Genomic DNA, 16,682 nt, shown 5'->3' with positions numbered 1-16,682 from the left:
ACATCGGAGGACAAGCACTAAGATCCACCGACATGTGGCGGAAAGTACAAATCGTGATGGCCGGTGTCTGCGCAGCCGGCGTGTGCGTCGTTCCCACCGCGGCCGGCTCCGCGACCGCCGCGACCGCCGAGGCGGCGGCCGTGGCCGCGAAGGCCACGGCCACGGCCGGGGTGCAGAAGGCAGGGGTGCAGAAGGCCGGGGTGCAGAAGGCCGGGGTGCAGAAGGTCGGGGTACAGAAGGCCGGGGTCAAGAAGAAGGACGTGCCCTACTGCGCCCGATACAAGTGCATCGCCCTCACGTTCGACGACGGCCCGTGGCCCTACACCCCCGAGCTGCTCGACACGCTGAAGAAGCACAAGGCCAAGGCCACGTTCTTCCTCCTCGGCCGGAAGGTGGCCAACCGGCCCGAGCTCACCCGGCGGATCTACGAGGAGGGGCACGACATCGGCAACCACACCTGGACCCACCCCTCGCTCACGAAGCTGTCCGACAGTGAGGTGCTCGAAGAGGTCTCCAGCACCTCCGACGTCATCTTCCAGATGATCGGCAAAAAGCCGGACTACATGCGCCCGCCGAACGGCGCGACCAACGCCAGGGTCTCGGGTCTCATGGCCGACCTGGGACTGCCGCAGATCCTGTGGACGGGGTCCACGCTCGACTGGCAGGCCCGGAACACCAAGGTGATCGCCCAGCGCACGCTGAAGCTCGCCAAGCGCAACGGTGTGATCCTGCTGCACGACATCGTTCCCGAGACCGTCAAGGCGATGCCCGGCGTGCTCACCGCGCTGGAGAAGGAGCACTACAAGTTCGTCACGCTGACGACCCTGCTGCAGGACCGCACCCTGCGCGGCGGCGAGATCTACCCGCCGCGCGGCAAGTAGCCGGTGCCGGGCGTCTCCGCGTACGGCGCCGGGGCCCGCAGCGCCGGGGACACCGGCGCGGACAGTTGCGGGGACACCGGCGGTGACGTCGGTGGGGACAGCTGCGCGGACACCGGTGCGGACACAGGCGCGGGCACCACGGGCACGGCGGAGGCCGCCGCCGTCTCCGGCAGGGGGACGTGGGCGGCGTCGGCCGTGAGCGAGCGCTCCAGCGCCGCGCGCATCCGGGGTTGCAGGGGCCGCTCGACCAGGCGGTGCACGCCGTACGCGACCACGAGCGCGGCGGCCACGGCCAGCGGGAGCGTGACGCGGTTGCCCAGCACCGGGTGGAGCCACTGGATCAGCAGGAACCCGACGTGGTGGTGGAAGAGATACAGCGGATAGGTCAGCGCGCCGAGGAAGGTGAGCCACCGCCAGTCGATTCGGACGAACGCGCCGACGGCCACGAGGATCATCACCAGGAAGATCAGCGAGATCACGCCCACCACGAGCGCCGAGCCCAGCGCCTGGCCGTATCTCCGGACCGCCGGTGGTCCCTCGTTCAGCGCCGAGTAGAGCGCGAGGATCCAGCCCATGCCCACGAACAGCCAGGGGAACAGCGACCCGCCGAAGCGGTGGATGAGATAGAGGGCCATCCCCGCGATGAAGTACGGCGCGCTGAACGGGACGAGCACCGCCTGCAGCAGGTCGGCGTCCACCCGGTCGGCGATCGCCAGCAACAGCACCCATGCGCCCATGAACGCCAGGCACCGCCTGTAGGTGATCCCCACGGCCGCCAGGCAGGCGATGAGGGCGTAGAAGACCAGCTCCTGCCACAGCGTCCAGTAGACGATCTCCAGATCGCGTACGCGGAAGCCGTGCTGGAGCATCGTCATGTTGGCCAGCAGTTCGGTGAGGCTCGGCCGGTGGTCGGTGATCAGGCCTCCGACGGCCAGGCCGCCCAGCGCGAGCACGCTCGCCCAGTACGCGGGGAACAGCCTGGCGATCCGCGACGCCGCGAAGTGGCCGGGCGTGCGGCCCCAGGCGCTCATCAGGATCACGAATCCGCTGATCAGGAAGAACAGGCGCACGCCGTACACGCCGAACATGGTCACCGCGCTCAGCGCGGGGAAGGCGTTGGGCGTGCCCCAGGCACGCGTCTCGCCGAAGTGGAAGAGGACGACGCCGAGGGCCGCGCAGAACCGCAGAAGGTCGAGAACGCGCAGCCGGGACGGTCCGGGGGGAATGGCCGGCGCATCGGGGATGCGGGGGGCCGCAGCCAGCATAGGCCGGAATATATCCTGAAAGATCACTGTGAGTCGGAGCATTCGGTGGGCGAAGCCCGTCGAGCCTCCGTATCCTCGCCCGGATGTCCGGCCGAGGCAGGCGGCGTCCCGCTCACCGGCCGGACCCGCCCCCGGCCGGGCGCGGCCGGTCAGGTGCGCAGCATGGGCGGATGCAACAGCACGGCGGGACCACGGCGGTAGAGCATGGCCGGACGGCCACCGTCGCGGGTCGTCGTGCGCCCGGTGGGCACGAGGAAGCCCTCCGTCTTGGTGACCTTCCGGTGAAAGTTGCGCGGGTCGAGCGGCCGTCCCCAGACGATCTCGTAGACCCGGCGGAGCTCCGCGACGGTGAACTCGGGCGGGCAGAAGGCGGCGCCGAGCGAGGTGTATTCGAGCTTGCCCCTGGCCCGCTCCACGCCGTCGAGCATGATCCTGCGGTGGTCGAAGGCCATCTCGGTCAGCTCGGCCACCGGCTGCCAGCTCATGTGGGCCTCGGTCGACGCGGGCAGGTCCGGGGCGAGTCCCAGGTAGGCCACGCTGACCACCCGCTGGCGCGGATCGCGGTCCGGATAGCCGTAGGTCTGGAGTTGCTCGAGGTGGACCGGCGCCCCGGGAAGGCCGGCCCGTTCGGCCAGCACGCGGGCCGCCGCGGCCGGAAGGTCCTCCTCCAGCTTGATGAAACCGCCGGAAAGCGCCCACCGGCCCTCGTACGGCGGCCGGTCGCGCCGCCAGACGAGGGCGCTGAGCTGCTGGGACCTGACGGTGAGCACGACCAGATCCACGCTGACCGGAATGCGCGGGATCATGTGCAGCACGCTACAGGACGCGGGCCGCGGTTCGGGCCGTCCTGAGTCGGCGGGGAGCCTCACCACCGCGTGCCCCCGGACGTCGCCCGGCCCGGCGCGTCCGAGGCCGGGCGACACACCACCGGGAACGTCAGAGCGCCTGCGTGGGCTTGACGTAGGTCACCCGGAGGTTCAGGTAGGCCGCCACGCCGACGTCGTGGCCGCGTGCGGCGAGCAGGTTGCAGCAGTCCAGGTAGGCCGCGGGGACGACGACGTCGATCGTCCCGCCGGCGCAGTTGCCGCCCTTGACGCTCTGCAGGAGGTGGCCGTTGAAGTAGACCTGCGCGTCGTTGTCCACCGTGCCCTGGATGCGCACCTCCTGCGCGTCGCGCGGCAGGTGCAGCCAGTGGCGCACCAGGATGTCGGTGTTGACCGCCCACGGGGTCTTGACGTTGGCCGGGTTGTTCCACGAGCAGGTGCCGTTGGTGGTGCCGAAGCCCGCCTGTCCCGTCGGCCAGGCGCTGTCATCGAATCCCCGCTCGGCGAAGTCCGGCACCTGGGTCGTGGCGGGCACCTGGCGGTAGGTCCAGCCCGTGCTGTTGTAGCCGAGCGCGGTGACGACGTAGGAACGCGCGTTCGCGGCCTGGGCGGCGGTGGCCGCCGGGGCGGCCAGGGCCATCGCGGCCACCAGCGTGCCCGCCGCGAGCCCTGCGGGCAGGAGGTGACGAAGTCGGTTCATGTGCGGTCTCCTTGTCGATCGTCGGATGCCCCGATGCGGCGGGCACCTCGGAACCGGCGTGGACGGGCCGGCCGTCGCTCCGCGTGCGGCACGAGATCTGCCACGCGGCGGCGCAGGCAAAGAAGATCAGCGCACGGGGCCGGCCGCGCGGACGCCCCGCCGCGGCATTGTCCGTTCCTGGCGCGGACATTGCCGGGTTCAGACGGGACACGGGAACCGGGACACGGGCCGGTACGGCCCGGCCCCTCCCGACGCTCGCGGAAGGGTGGTCAGGCGGTGTTGTGGTAGTAGACCGCCTCTGCGGCCTTCCTGCCGTCGGCGGAGGTGACCTCCACCCGTATCCAGGCGTCGCCGGGGACGGTGGCCCAGTCCACCGGGATCCAGATCATCTCCGTGCCCGTCGGCAGCCCCGTGATCGGCGTGGGGTCGTGCCAGCCGACCGCGGCCGAGTCGACGACCCGCGGGGTGTCCTGGCCCGGCCAGCTCAGCGTGACTTTGCCCGAGGCGAGGTGGTAGCCGCGGATTTCCAGGCCGTCCTGGATCTGCCGGGCGCGCCGCTGCGCCTCGATCGGGATCGGGCGGTCCCAGTCCCTCGCGATCTCCTCCGACAGCGAAGGCGAGCCGCAGGTGAAGAAGTCGCTCCACATGTACGAGATGATCTTCGACACGTACGGCGCGGCGAGCGTCACCTGCGTGTCCAGCCTGGGCTTGTCCGTGCGCCCGCGGGTGCCCTGACGGCCGCATGCCTCGATCGAGGTGGACGGCTCGAACGCCTCCACGTTGGCCCACAGCTCCACCTGGATGTTCTCCTGGGCCAGCTCCTGGCGGGCCAGGGACATCGCGCGGTAGTAGTCCCGTGTGGCGCCGTAGTAGGCCGTGGCGTACGTGCTCTCGCCGACGACCGGCTTGAGGCTGTCGTCCACCGGCTTGTTCTTCCAGTTGGGCCAGAACAGGCCGACCTTGCCCGTGCCCCGGCCGTCCTGCGGCGCGATGATCTCCACGCCGGTGCGCGCGAGGGCCTTGAAGCCCTCGGCCACCTGACCGGGCGTGGAGGTGTACTTCACCCGTCTGCGGCTGTCGATGTACGGGCTCACCAGGATCGGCTTGTCCGGCAGCACCTGTTCGACGATCAGGTGCTGCTCGGCGTACACCTGGAGCGTCTGGACCTTGCTCGGGTCGGGCCAGTCCCGCAGCTGCAGCTCGAACGGCTGGTAGACACCGCCCAGGGACTCGCGGCCGTTGAAGCGGTCGCCGTAGTCCTGCAGGATCCGCCGGGTCAGGGTGGTGAGCGTGCCGATGTGCCGGGGGTCGGCCCGGGTGGACTCCTCGGGGTCGCGCGGCGCGAGCGGCAGGGCCGGGAAGACCTTGATGCCGAACCGGTCGCCGAGGCCCAGCAGTTCGCTGAGGCTGTCCTCGGCGCCCGCCGAGACGAGGATCAGGTGAAAGCCGCGCCCCTCACGGGTGAAGTCGCAGGTGGGGTCGTCCGAGCCGTCCTCGGGCGCGAGGAGCCGGAAGAAGACGGCGTCCCCCACGACGACCTCGTGCTCCATCTGCGGGCAGCGGAAGATGTCATGGCCGAACCGCTCGTCGGTGCGGTAGACGTACGTCCGCGTGATGCGGTTGCCCGGGTTGGCCGCCTGAAGCTCCTTTTCCGCCGCCTTCAGGCAGGTGAGCCCGTTCTCGACGCAGCGGGCGTACCTGGCGTCGGGCTTCGGGTCCTTCCCCTCGGGGGTCGACGCCTCCAGGACCTGCCCCGCGTCGTCGGTCTCGCGCGGCGACAGGCCGAAGCCGAGGCGCACGACCGTGTCTCCGCCGAGGCGGTGGATGGCCTCCAGCTGGCTCCGCCAGGTGCAGGGGTCGGAGGTCGGGATCAGCCAGTAGCCGCTCACGGCGTACGGCGTGGTCGCGGCGGTCTCGAACGTTCCGCAGGGGTCGGTGAACTCGCTGTGCGTCGGCGACCCGATCCCGGGTGTCGCGGGGGCGGTCTGCCCGGCGCTGGCGGTGCCGGAACCGGTGCTCCCGTCGCGGAGGACGATCACCACGGATGCGACACCGGCGAGAATCACCACGCCCAGGATCAGAGTGAGCCAGCGCACTTTCAGGACACTACCGCCCGTCGTTCAAATGATCTTGCTGCGCACAGACTACCCGCTTATCGCACTGCCCGACGGTCGTCACGAGCCGTCCCGAGCAGTGTTCACCGCGCGTTCAGACCCGTCCGTACGAGCCGTGTGACGGGTGCGTCCTCAGCGCTTGACGCCCGCCCAGGTCTCCAACTGGTCGACGAACCGGCGTGCGGAGTTGGGCCAGTGGTGGTACGCCCGTGCGGCGGCGTAGCCGCGTCCGCCGGTCCCGTTCCGCTCGAAGGGGTTGTCCCTGAGCTGGAGCACCGCCCGCGCCACCGCCTGGGCGTCCCGCCAGGGGACGACCAGGCCGCACTGGTACCGCTCCACGAGCTCCACGGCCCGCGGCGAGGGAGTGGTGATGACCGGGATGCCGTGCGCCATGTACTCCACGATCTTCGTGGGCATCGAGTGGCGATAGTTGGGCTCGTCGTGCAGCAGCGAGAGCCCGGCGAGCGCGCCGTCGAGCCGCTTGAGCGCCTCGTCGTTCGGCATGAAGTCGCGCCACTCCAGCACGCCCTGGGCGACGGCCTCGTTCAGCAGAGGGCGGCTCTGCGGGTCGGCGTAGCCGATGAGCTCCACGGCCACGCGGTGCGGCCGCAGCAGGCGGGCCACCTCGACGGCCTCCTGCACGCCCCGGGCCTCCGACAGCCAGCCGAGGTACACCACCCGGTCATCGCCGGGCGGGCTGACGCTGTCGGGCACCCAGGTCTCGTTCGGCACCACGAGGTGCTGCTGTTTGAACCGCCCGGCGTACGCCGACTCGGCCAGCAGCAGGTGCAGCCGGCGCTCGGCGGTCCCTTCGAGGAGCCGGGCGAGGAACCGCGTCGGCGGGCGCAGGAACGCCGGCAGCCACGGCTTGAGCGACAACGTCGCCGGGGTGTCCTCGTGGACGTCCCACACGACCGGCGGGCGCCGGCGCACCCCGGCGACCGCGAACAGCAGCTCGGGGTCGTGGATGAGCGCCAGGTCGACCTTGCCGCGCATGCTCTTGAAGAGCTTGCGCGCCGCCCGCACCGCCGCCAGGCGGCGCCGCTCGGCGGCTCTCGGCAGGTCCACACCCGTCACCCACGAACGCGGCACGACCCCTCGGGCGGTGTACGGCGCGGCATACGTGACCTCATGACCGGCGTCGACGAGCGCGCGGATCTGCCGGTGCAGGATCCGGGCGTCCTCGGGGTGATGCACCACCGTCATGACGAGCACGTGCACGCGCGAAACCCTTCCTACAACCGCTCGACGCGATCACTCGTGGTCAGTACGCCGCGAGTGTCCAGCACGAGAGGGGCTCGCTCCTCCACCACGTCAAGGTCGAACACCGAGTGCTGCTGCAGCAGGACCACCACGTCGGCGGCGGCCACGGCCTCGCCCAGGTCCTCCTCGCGGGGGATCGCCCTGCCCTCGACCGACCACTCCTTGACGTACGGGTCGCAGAACGACAGCTCCGCGCCCAGCTCCAGGAGCGCCTCCGCCACGGGGATCGCGGGCGTCTCCCGTTCGTCGGCGATGTCCGGCTTGTACGTCACGCCGAGAAGCAGGACGCGCGAGCCGTTCACGGGCTTGCGTGCCCGATTGAGCAGCCGCTGCACGCGGGCCACCACGTACGAGGGCATCCGCTCGTTGATCTCCTGCGCCAGCTCGACGAACCGGAAGGGATAGCCGAGCTTGCGGACCGTGTACGACAGGTACGAGGGGTCCACGGGGATGCAGTGCCCGCCGACGCCGGGGCCCGGCAGGAACTTCTGGAAGCCGAAGGGCTTGGTGGAAGCCGCCTCGATGGCCTCCCACAGGTTCACGCCGAGCTCGTCGCAGAAGATCGCCATCTCGTTGACGAGGGCGATGTTGACGTGCCGGTAGGTGTTCTCCAGCAGCTTGGCCATCTCCGCCTCGCGGGTGCCGCTGACCGGCACGACCCGCTCGACGAACTGGGCGTAGAAGGCGGCGGCCCGCTCCTTGCAGGCGGGGGTGTAGCCGCCGACGACCTTGGGGGTGTTGCGCAGGCCGAACTTCGGGTTGCCCGGGTCGATCCGCTCCGGCGAGAACGCCAGGTGGAAGTCCTCGCCGGCCACCAGGCCGGACTGCTCCAGGATCGGCCGCGCCAGCTCGTCGGTGGTGCCGGGCCACGTGGTGGACTCCAGCACGACGAGCGTGCCCGCCTGAAGGTGCTGTGCGACGGTTCTGGTCGCGCCCTCGACGGCCGACAGGTCCGGACGGTGGTCCTCGTCCAGCGGCGTCGGGACGCAGATGACGATCGTGCGCGACCGCGACAGCACGGAGGCGTCCAGCGTGGCCGTGAAGCCGGCGGACAGCATCGCGTCGAGGTCGGCGTCGGTCAGGTCGTCGATGTAGGAGCGGCCGGCGTTCAGGGCATCGACCTTGCGGGGGTCGACGTCCAGACCAGCCACCCGCAGGCCCGCCGCCGTGGCCTCCTTGGCCAGCGGCATGCCCACGTATCCCAGCCCGATGATCGTGAGATCGAAGGCTGTCACGACGAGGCCTTGGGGGGAACCTGGGGGCGGAAACAACACTTCATGGTGGCAAAGGTTATCTCAACTCGGAACCAAGCATGCCTGATGCAACACATCCGACTTTCTGCTGTTTATCGGCTTTCGGTCAACGACTGGTAGATGCCCCGGTAGGTGCGGGCCAGGCTGCTCCAGGTCCGGTGCGCGGCGACCTCGGCCTTACCGGCCTCGCCCATGGCGCGGCGGCGCTCCGGATCGTCGCGCAGCGCGGCCAGCGCCTTGGCGAGCTCCGCCGGGTCGCCGGGCGGCACCAGCAGGCCGGCTCCCTCGCCGCCGACGAGCTCCGACAGCGCGGGCAGGTCGCTCAGCACGACCGGCTTGCCGAGGGCCATCGCCTCGACCGGTTTCAGCGGCGTGACGAGGCGGCAGACGCGCAGGTCCTCACGCGGGCAGACGAAGATGTCGATGGCCGCCTGGGCCTGCAACGCCTCGTCCGGCCCCACCCGGCCGGGCAGGATCGCCTCCTTCAGGCCGAGCAGCTCGACCTGTTCGAGCAGCGCGGGCCGTTCGGCCCCGTCGCCGACCAGCAGGACCCGCACCGGCGTTCCGGCGTCACGCAGCAGCGCGGCGGCGTTCAGCAGCGTGGCGAAGCCCTCGTAGGCGACGATGCTCGACACCGAGCCCACGACGATCTCGTCCCGGCCGATCCCGAACTGGTCGCGGAACGTGTCTCCGTCGTAGTCCGCGGTCAGCAGGGAGTCGTCCACGGCGTTGGGCGCGAGGAAGATGCGCTCCCTGGGCACGCCGCGCTCCACGATCTCGGCGGCCATCGTCTCGGCGAGCGTGACGACCGCGTCGGCCTCGCGCATGATGTGCGCCTCGCGCTCACGCTGGAGTCGGTGCCGCTCGCTGCCGACCCTGGCCGGGTCCCGGGAGACCCAGGTCTCCTCCAGGAAGCCGCGCACCTCGTACACGAAGGGGGTGTTCGTCCGCTCGCGCACGGCGAGCGCGACCGAGCCGTTGCGGTGGTCGGTCGCCGCGTGCAGGACCTGCGGGCGGAGGGTCCTGACCAGCTCCGAGACGTCCGCGGCGCCCCGGATCATGCGCCCCTGGCTCTCGAACGGCATCTCGCCCTTGGGCAGCAGGCGGTAGTAGGGGATGCCGTCGATCTCCTCGAACGCCTCGGCGTCGGTGTGCCCCTGGAGCATGGGCCAGCCCCAGCTCGTCACGACGTGGGGGTCGAGCCCGGCCGCCTTCTGCGCGGTGACGATGCGGTGGGTGCGCACGGTGTAGCCGGCCTGCGTGTACGGCAGGGCGTTGGTGACCATGTGCAGCACCCGGCCGGGCACCCGCTCACCCATGATGATCTTCGGTTTGGGCGGGATCGGGGTGGGCCCGAGCGCGGCGAGCTCACCCTCGTAGTAGGCCATCCTCCGGCGGACGAACGGCCAGCGGCTCTGCGGCTGGAGCACCTTGACCGCGTCGGACATCCGGCCGGCCTCGAAGTGGGCCTTGGCGTCCCGCAGCGGGCCCTTGGCCGCACGCTGCAGGATCTTGCGGGTCCTGACCTTGACGAAGCGGGCCGCGGGCCAGGCGACGCGGCCGACGACCGGGCGCACCCCGGCCGGCATCGCGTCGGCGGCGGCCTGGGCGACCCGCATGGGGTCGGACTTGACCTTGCTCACGAAGATCCGGGAGACGAGAACCGGGTTCTTCGCGAACCCCCGGAGGAAGCCGCCGAGGCCGGCCTTCGCGGACGCGGCGGACACGGCCTTTGCGGGCTTGTTGGCCTCGGTTTCCACGGCGCGACCGTACCATAGGCAACGTTTGTCCCAGGTCGGAGAAAAGGCGAAAGGCGAGGTAGATGAGAGACAACCCCCTCGTCCTGCACGTACTGGGCGCCCGGCCCAACTTCGTCAAGGCGGCCCCGGTCGTCAAGGGGTTGGCCGAGCTCGGGATCCGGCAGGGCATCATCCACACCGGCCAGCACTACGACGCGCTGATGTCGGATGTGTTCTTCGCCGACCTGGGGCTGCCCGAGCCGATCGCGAACCTCGGCGTCGGCAGCGGGACCCACGCCCGGCAGACGGCGGCCCTGCTCACGGGGCTGGAGGACGTGGTGCTCGAGCACCACCCGGCGCTCGTGGTGGTGTACGGCGACGTGAACTCGACGCTCGCGGCGATCCTCGTCTGCGCCAAGCTGCACGTGCCGACGGCGCACGTCGAGGCGGGCCTGCGCTCGTTCGACAGGGAGATGCCCGAGGAGGTCAACCGGGTCGTCACCGACGCGCTGTCGGACCTGCTGTTCGCCACCTCGCCCGAGGCGCTGTCGCACCTGGCCAACGAGGGTGTGGACCCGGCGAAGGTGCACCTCGTCGGCAACCCGATGATCGACAGTCTGTTCGCCGCGCTGCCGAAGCTCGACCCCGCCCCCGTACAGGAGCGGCTGGGGATCTCCGGGCGGTACGCCGTCGCCACGCTGCACCGGCCGGCGAACGTCGACGACCCGGAGGCGGCCCGCGAACTGGTGGACGCCGTGCTCGGAGTGGCCGATCAGGTGCCGGTCGTCGTTCCGCTCCACCCGCGCGGCCGGCAGCGGCTGGCGGAGGCCGGTCTCGTGGACCGGGAGAACCTGAAGATCGTCGACCCGCTCGGCTACGTGGACTTCCTGTCCCTGGTGCGCGGCGCCGCCCTGGTGGTGACCGACTCGGGCGGCGTCCAGGAGGAGACGACCATGCTGGGCGTCCCCTGCCTCACCGTGCGGCCCAACACCGAGCGGCCGGTCACCGTGACCCACGGCACCAACCGGCTCGTCACCCCCGCCTCGCTGCCCGCCGCGGCGTCCAAGGCGCTGGCGGACGGCGCGGCGACGCCGAGCGGCGAGCTGCCGCCGCTGTGGGACGGCGCGGCCGGGCCGCGTATCGCCCGCGTCATCGAGGCCTGGCTCCGCGATGACAACCTCTCCCCCGCCGCCAAAGGCCGGGTCGGCTGAAACCCCTATTTAGGCATAAAGGCGGCGCTGCCCCCCGTACGATGACCCTTCCGTAAAGGGGAGAGGTATGGCTGAGACCGAAGAGACTCCTGAAGAGCCCCGCTTCCAGCGGCTGGGGCCGGTGAACTGGCTGCCCGAGGAGCGCAAGCACGTCGAGCAGTACGAGCAGCGGATCCGCGACCTGGAGAACCGGCTCGCCTACCAGGAGGCCCGCGCGGACTACGCCCTCTGGAGGCTGCAGGCCACCCAGACGCAGAAGCCCTACCGGGTCGCGCAGGTGCTGACGAACGCGGCGAAGCCCAAGAAGATCGTCCGGTTGCCGCGCGATCTCAGCAAGGCGATGAAGGACGGCAAGAAGGCCCCGAAGGCGCCGCCCTCCGCGATCGAGGTCGCCGCCGCCGCCGAGGCGCGGGGCCCCGAGGTCAAGATCCCGGGCCTCAAGTGGCCGGACGGCCCGATCGTACGGCCGGACCTGCGCGTCGCGGTGATCCTCGACGACTTCTCCCGCATGGCCTTCAAGTACGAGTGGGACCAGATCGAGTTCGGTCTGCAGGACTGGCGCGAGATCTTCGCCGAGAAGCGTCCCGAGATGCTGTTCTGCGAGTCGGCCTGGCACGGCAACCAGGGCCGCTGGCGCTACCAGATGACCGGGACCAACGCGCCGAAGCAGGAGCTGCGGGACCTGATCGCCTGGTGCCGCGAGGAGGGCATCCCCACGGTCTTCTGGAACAAGGAGGACCCGCCCAACTTCGACTTCTTCATCGACACGGCCAAGCTGTTCGACTACGTGTACACGTGCGACGGCGACATGATCCCGAAATATCGAGAGATGCTGGGTCATGACCGTGTCGGCGTGCTGCAGTTCGCCGCCCAGCCCCGGATCCACAACCCGATCCAGACCAAGCAGGGCCGGCCGTACGACGTGGTCTTCGCGGGGATGTACTTCCGCGACAAGCACCCCGAGCGGCGCGAGCAGATGGAGACGATCCTCGCGCCCGTACGCCCGCTCGGCCTGCACATCTACGCCAGGAACGCCTCCGTGGCCGACAAGTACGCCTGGCCCGAGGAGTACCGCCCCCACATCGTGGGCGAGCTGCCGTACGAGCAGATGCTGGCCGCGTACAAGATGTACAAGGTCTTCCTGAACGTGAACTCGGTGATCGACTCGCCGACCATGTGCGCGCGCCGGGTGTTCGAGCTGTCGGCCTGCTCGACCACGGTGCTGTCGGGGTGGTCGCGGGCCATCGAGGAGACCTTCGGCCCGCTCATCCCGGTCGCGCACTCCCAGGAGGAGGCGTACAACCGGGCCATCTACCTGATCAACAGCCCCGAGCTGCGGGCGCGCCAGGGCCACCTGGCGATGCGCGAGGTGTTCGACAAGCACCTGTTCTCGCACCGGGTCGACCAGATCCTCGGCGACCTCGGCCTGCCGGTCGTCTCACGGTCGCGGTCGATCTCCGTGGTGCTGCCGACCAACCGGGCCGGCCAGCTCGAACACGCGATCAGCCAGGTGGCGCGGCAGCGGCACCGCAACCTGGAACTCGTGCTGGTCATGCACGGCCTGTCGGAGGACCCGGCGGTCGTCCGGGACAAGGCCCTCGCGGCGGGCATCCCGGCCGTGAAGGTGCTGACCGCAGATCCGTCCTGGACGCTCGGCGAGGTGCTCAACCACGGCATCGCCCACGCCGAGGGCGAGCTGATCTCGAAGATGGACGACGACAACATCTACGGCGAGCACTACCTGTCGGACCTGGTCCGCTCCTTCGACTACGCCGACGCCGAGATGGTCGGCAAGGGCGCGCACTACACGTACTTCCCCGACCAGGACGTCACGATCTTCCGCCTGCCGGGGCTGGAGCACCGCTACGCCCACCTCATCCAGGGGGCGACGATCCTGGCCAAGACCGACCTGCTGCGTGCCTTCCCGTTCGAGGCGGTCAACGCGGGCGAGGACACCCGGCTGGTACGGCGCTGCAAGGAGGAGGGCGTCCGGATCTACTCGGCCGACCGCTACAACTTCATCTACATGCGCGGCTCGGACGCCACCGCCCACACGTGGCAGGCGGCCGACTACAAGCTGACCCGCAACGCGCAGTTCTGCTTCGCCGGCAACCCCGAGCCGCACGTGCTCATCTGATCGTCGGGAGGAGGGCCGTTCAGGGCACGTGGCAGCCCTGGACGGCCGCCTCCGGCCTGCTCCGCACCCTCTCCCGTCTCCCGGCCGACGCCCTGACCTGGTCGTTCGCTCCGTGGTACCCCTGGCTATACCTCCATTGGGCAGCACGCGGGAGCGACCGGGAAGGCCCGCGGCTGGTGTGCTGATCACTGTCAGTCGAGCACTCCACGGGAGACAGTGAAATGGCAGTCGACAGCCGGCCGGAGGCCGGAAACCGCACGAGCGAGACCGGGATCCGGGGCTTCATCCGCCGCCGTCCGCTGGTCAGCTTCTTCGCCCTGGCCAACCTCATGAGCTGGACGGCCTGGTTACCCTACGTCCTGTCGAACAACGGCCTGGGGGTCTGGGACTTCGACTTCCCCTCGCTGCTCGGTACGACCCAGTTCGCCGGCGTTCTCCCCGGCGCCTACCTAGGCCCCATCTTCGCCGCGTACATCGTGACCAGGATCGCCGACGGCAGGGAAGGCGTCCGCCGGTGGGTCGGGCGGATGACCAAGTGGCGGGTCGGCTGGGTCTGGTATCTCGTGGCCGCCCTGGGCGTCCCCGCCGCCATCATGGTCACCGGTCTCGCGCTCTCCGGCGACGACCTCCGCATGCCGCCCGTCGCCGTGCTGGTCGCCTACGTGCCCAGCCTGCTGCTCCAGATGGTCACCACCGGGCTGGCCGAAGAGCCCGGCTGGCGTGACTTCGCCCTGCCCCGTATGCAGCGCAGGTTCGGCCCGCTGGGCGCCACCGTCATCCTCGGCCCGCTGTGGGGCGTCTGGCACCTGCCGCTGTTCCTGAGCCAGTGGGGCGGGTGGCCGGACGTCACCTGGATGAGGGTCGGCGAGTTCATCGCCTTCGCCTCCGTCTTCAGCGTGGTCGTCACCTGGGTGTTCAACCGGACCGGCCAGAGCCTGCCGCTGGTCATGCTGCTGCACGTCAGCGTCAACAACTTCATGTCGATCGTCTACTCGGGCATGTTCCCGTCGATCGACACCCCCGAGGCCGCGAGTCATGTCACCCTGCTCGCGGCCACCACGGCGGCGGTCCTGGTGCTCCTCGCGACCCGCGGCCGCCTCGGCTACCGTCCGGCCGGGGAACCCGCGCCTGAACTCACCCCGCAGCGCTGAACCGTCGCGCCGAACCATCGCGCCGACAGCCCGGACACGGGCACATAGGCCGCGAAAAGACCCTAAGCTCCTTGGCCCGAGGGGGTGCACGATGGCGGCGCGCCAGCGGAAGCCGGCCGACACCCGGCAAGACGACCGGCGAGACGACCGGCGAGACGACCGGCACGACGGCGGGCGAGACGACCGGCACGACGGCTCGCGAGACGGCCGGAGGGGTGTCGCCGCACGCGCCCGCGGCGTCTTCGACGCCTTCGAACACCTCGTCGGCGGTCTCGGCACCGCGCTGCTGGCGCTCGCCGGTCTGCTGTGGCTCGTCCTGGTCGCGCTCACCTGCGTGATCGGTCTGGGCCTGCTCCTGGCGCCCACCGTGCCGCGTGTCGTGCGGTCCGTGGCCGAGCGGGAGCGCGGCCGGTTGTCCCGCTGGGGGCCGGAGATCGTCGCTCTGGGACCCGCGCCGGCCGGCGTACGCGCCGCCCTCGCCGATCCGGCCGTACGGCGGGAGCTGTGCTGGCTCCTCGTGCACGCCACGCTCGGCCTGTCGCTCGGCCTGGCGGCGGCGACCCTGGTGGTGGACGCCGTGCAGGACATCACCTATCCGCTGTGGTGGCGGGCGCTGCCCGTGGAGGACCCCGCGCCGACCACGGTGTTCTGGGACGTGCGCGACGACGCCGACGCCTGGGCGGTCGCGCTTCTCGGCGTGGGACTGGCCGTCTGCTTCCTGGTCCTCGGGCCGGGGATGGCCCGGTTGCAGGCCTGGCCGGGACGCCGGCTCCTGGCGCCCACCGCCGACATGGACCTGTCCCTGCGCATCGCGCAGCTGTCGGCCACCCGTGCGGCGGCGCTGGACGCCCACGCCGCCGAGTTGCGGCGGATCGAACGCTCCCTGCACGACGGGGCGCAGAACCGGCTGGTCGCCGTCACCGTGCTGCTCGGCGCGGCCCGCCGCGCGCTGGCCCAGAACCGGCCGGGCGCCGATGACATGCTCGAACGCGCCCAGGAGACCGCCGAGCAGGCGCTGGCCGAGCTTCGTACGGTCGTCCGCAGCATCCTGCCGCCCGTGCTGGCCGACCGGGGGCTCGCCGACGCGCTCGCCGGGCTCGCGGCGAACTGCGGGGTGCCCTGCCGGGTCGACGTCGACGCGCCCGGCAGGTGCGCCGCCTCCATCGAGGCCACCGCCTACTTCGTGAGCGCCGAGGCGCTCACGAACATCTCCAGGCACAGCCGGGCCCGGCACGCCACGGTGACCGTACGGCGTGAAAACGGCCGGTTGTCCCTGCGGATCGAGGACGACGGCGTCGGCGGCGCGGACGAACGGCACGGCTCCGGGCTCACCGGCATGCGCAGCCGGATCGAGGCGCACGACGGCCGTCTCACCCTGACCAGCCCACCTGGTGGGCCGACCACCCTCGACGTGGAGTTGCCGTGCGGATCGTGATAGCCGAGGACGACCCGTTGCTGCGTGAAGGGGTCGCGCTGCTGCTGCGCGCGGAGTCGCTGGACGTGGTGGCCACGACCGACTCGCCGGACACCTTCCTGGCGGCCGTCGACGCTCACCGGCCCGACGTGGCCATCGTCGACGTCCGGATGCCGCCGACCCACACCACCGAGGGCATCGAAGCGGCCGTGGAGGCCAGGCGCCGTCAGCCCGGCCTGGCGGTGCTCGTGCTGTCCGCCTATGTCGAGCAGGCGTTCGCCACCGAACTGCTCGCCGCCGGAACCGACCGGCTCGGATATCTGCTCAAGGAGAGAGTCGGCCGCGTCGGCGAGTTCCTCGACGCCCTGCACCGGGTGGCCGCCGGAGGCACGGCCATCGACCCCGAGGTCGTCGCACAACTGCTGACGCGCACCCGCTCCGACAGCGGGCTGGAACGGCTGACCGCCCGGGAACGCGACGTGCTCGCCCTGATGGCCGAGGGGCTGGGCAACACCGCCATCTCCGAACGGCTCTTCGTCAGTGAAGGCGCGGTCCACAAGCACATCCGCAGCATCTTCGCCAAACTCGACCTGGCGCCCACCGACCGGGCGGACCGGAGGGTCACGGCCGTCCTGCGCTACCTGGAGGAGACCCAGCGCCGCGGCTGACGTCGTACCGGCGACGAGGAATGCTGGGCGGTTTGCGATAGTTGGCCTGTTCCGGGGCCTTC

13 protein-coding genes are annotated in these 16,682 nt (G+C 70.8%); 6 read left to right on the top strand and 7 right to left on the bottom strand.

The features are described 5' to 3' along the window. Window positions 1–32 precede the first annotated feature (32 nt). Window positions 33–881, top strand: a complete 849-nt coding sequence (locus tag ACQPZZ_RS02465; protein WP_432928529.1) for a polysaccharide deacetylase family protein — start codon at window positions 33–35, stop codon at window positions 879–881. Here the strand turns inward: ACQPZZ_RS02465 and ACQPZZ_RS02460 are convergent. The 7 genes from ACQPZZ_RS02460 to ACQPZZ_RS02430 form a co-directional block, all read right to left on the bottom strand. Continuing rightward, the gene (locus tag ACQPZZ_RS02460) at window positions 860–2,146 is read right to left on the bottom strand and encodes an acyltransferase family protein (protein WP_432928527.1); all 1,287 of its coding nucleotides are present in this window, start codon (window positions 2,144–2,146) and stop codon (window positions 860–862) included. The two genes, ACQPZZ_RS02465 and ACQPZZ_RS02460, sit on opposite strands and share 22 nt — an antisense overlap. 149 nt (window positions 2,147–2,295) lie before the next feature. Beyond that, window positions 2,296–2,952 carry an NUDIX hydrolase gene (locus tag ACQPZZ_RS02455; RefSeq protein WP_079314646.1) on the bottom strand — a complete coding sequence of 219 codons (657 nt, stop codon included), beginning with the start codon at window positions 2,950–2,952 and terminating at the stop codon, window positions 2,296–2,298. Window positions 2,953–3,082: 130 nt separating this feature from the next. Continuing rightward, complete coding sequence (locus ACQPZZ_RS02450; protein ID WP_432928524.1) at window positions 3,083–3,670, bottom strand: hypothetical protein; 588 nt, start codon at window positions 3,668–3,670, stop codon at window positions 3,083–3,085. Between the two features lie 269 nt (window positions 3,671–3,939). After that, on the bottom strand, window positions 3,940–5,766 hold the full coding sequence (locus ACQPZZ_RS02445) for a DUF4434 domain-containing protein (protein ID WP_432928522.1): 1,827 nt from the start codon (window positions 5,764–5,766) through the stop codon (window positions 3,940–3,942). A gap of 150 nt (window positions 5,767–5,916) precedes the next feature. Next, the gene (locus tag ACQPZZ_RS02440) at window positions 5,917–7,005 is read right to left on the bottom strand and encodes a glycosyltransferase (RefSeq protein WP_363635106.1); all 1,089 of its coding nucleotides are present in this window, start codon (window positions 7,003–7,005) and stop codon (window positions 5,917–5,919) included. Between the two features lie 14 nt (window positions 7,006–7,019). Next, a complete protein-coding gene (locus ACQPZZ_RS02435; RefSeq protein WP_432928519.1) occupies window positions 7,020–8,282 on the bottom strand; it encodes a nucleotide sugar dehydrogenase in 1,263 nt (420 codons plus the stop codon). A 110-nt stretch (window positions 8,283–8,392) separates the two neighbouring features. Further along, window positions 8,393–10,060, bottom strand: a complete 1,668-nt coding sequence (locus tag ACQPZZ_RS02430; RefSeq protein WP_432928517.1) for a glycosyltransferase family 4 protein — start codon at window positions 10,058–10,060, stop codon at window positions 8,393–8,395. Window positions 10,061–10,122: 62 nt separating this feature from the next. Between ACQPZZ_RS02430 and wecB the strand changes: the two genes are divergently transcribed. From wecB to ACQPZZ_RS02405, 5 genes are all read left to right on the top strand, one after another. Then, window positions 10,123–11,250 carry a non-hydrolyzing UDP-N-acetylglucosamine 2-epimerase gene (wecB, locus tag ACQPZZ_RS02425; protein ID WP_432928515.1) on the top strand — a complete coding sequence of 376 codons (1,128 nt, stop codon included), beginning with the start codon at window positions 10,123–10,125 and terminating at the stop codon, window positions 11,248–11,250. A 67-nt stretch (window positions 11,251–11,317) separates the two neighbouring features. Further along, entirely contained in the window at window positions 11,318–13,387 is a 2,070-nt protein-coding gene (locus ACQPZZ_RS02420) for a glycosyltransferase family protein (RefSeq protein WP_432928513.1), read from the top strand. Between the two features lie 221 nt (window positions 13,388–13,608). Continuing rightward, window positions 13,609–14,538 (top strand): CPBP family intramembrane glutamic endopeptidase, encoded by a 930-nt coding sequence (locus tag ACQPZZ_RS02415; protein WP_432928511.1) that lies wholly within the window; start codon window positions 13,609–13,611, stop codon window positions 14,536–14,538. 91 nt (window positions 14,539–14,629) lie between these two features. Continuing rightward, complete coding sequence (locus tag ACQPZZ_RS02410; protein ID WP_432928509.1) at window positions 14,630–15,973, top strand: sensor histidine kinase; 1,344 nt, start codon at window positions 14,630–14,632, stop codon at window positions 15,971–15,973. Next, the gene (locus ACQPZZ_RS02405) at window positions 15,961–16,620 is read left to right on the top strand and encodes a response regulator transcription factor (protein WP_432928507.1); all 660 of its coding nucleotides are present in this window, start codon (window positions 15,961–15,963) and stop codon (window positions 16,618–16,620) included. Before ACQPZZ_RS02410 ends, ACQPZZ_RS02405 begins: the two co-directional genes overlap by 13 nt. Window positions 16,621–16,682: the final 62 nt, after the last annotated feature.

Source organism: Microbispora sp. CA-135349 (assembly GCF_050947365.1).
Classification (GTDB): Bacteria; Actinomycetota; Actinomycetes; order Streptosporangiales; family Streptosporangiaceae; genus Microbispora.
Note: the sequence above shows the minus strand (reverse complement) of the source record. Positions and strands in the feature narration are given on the sequence as shown.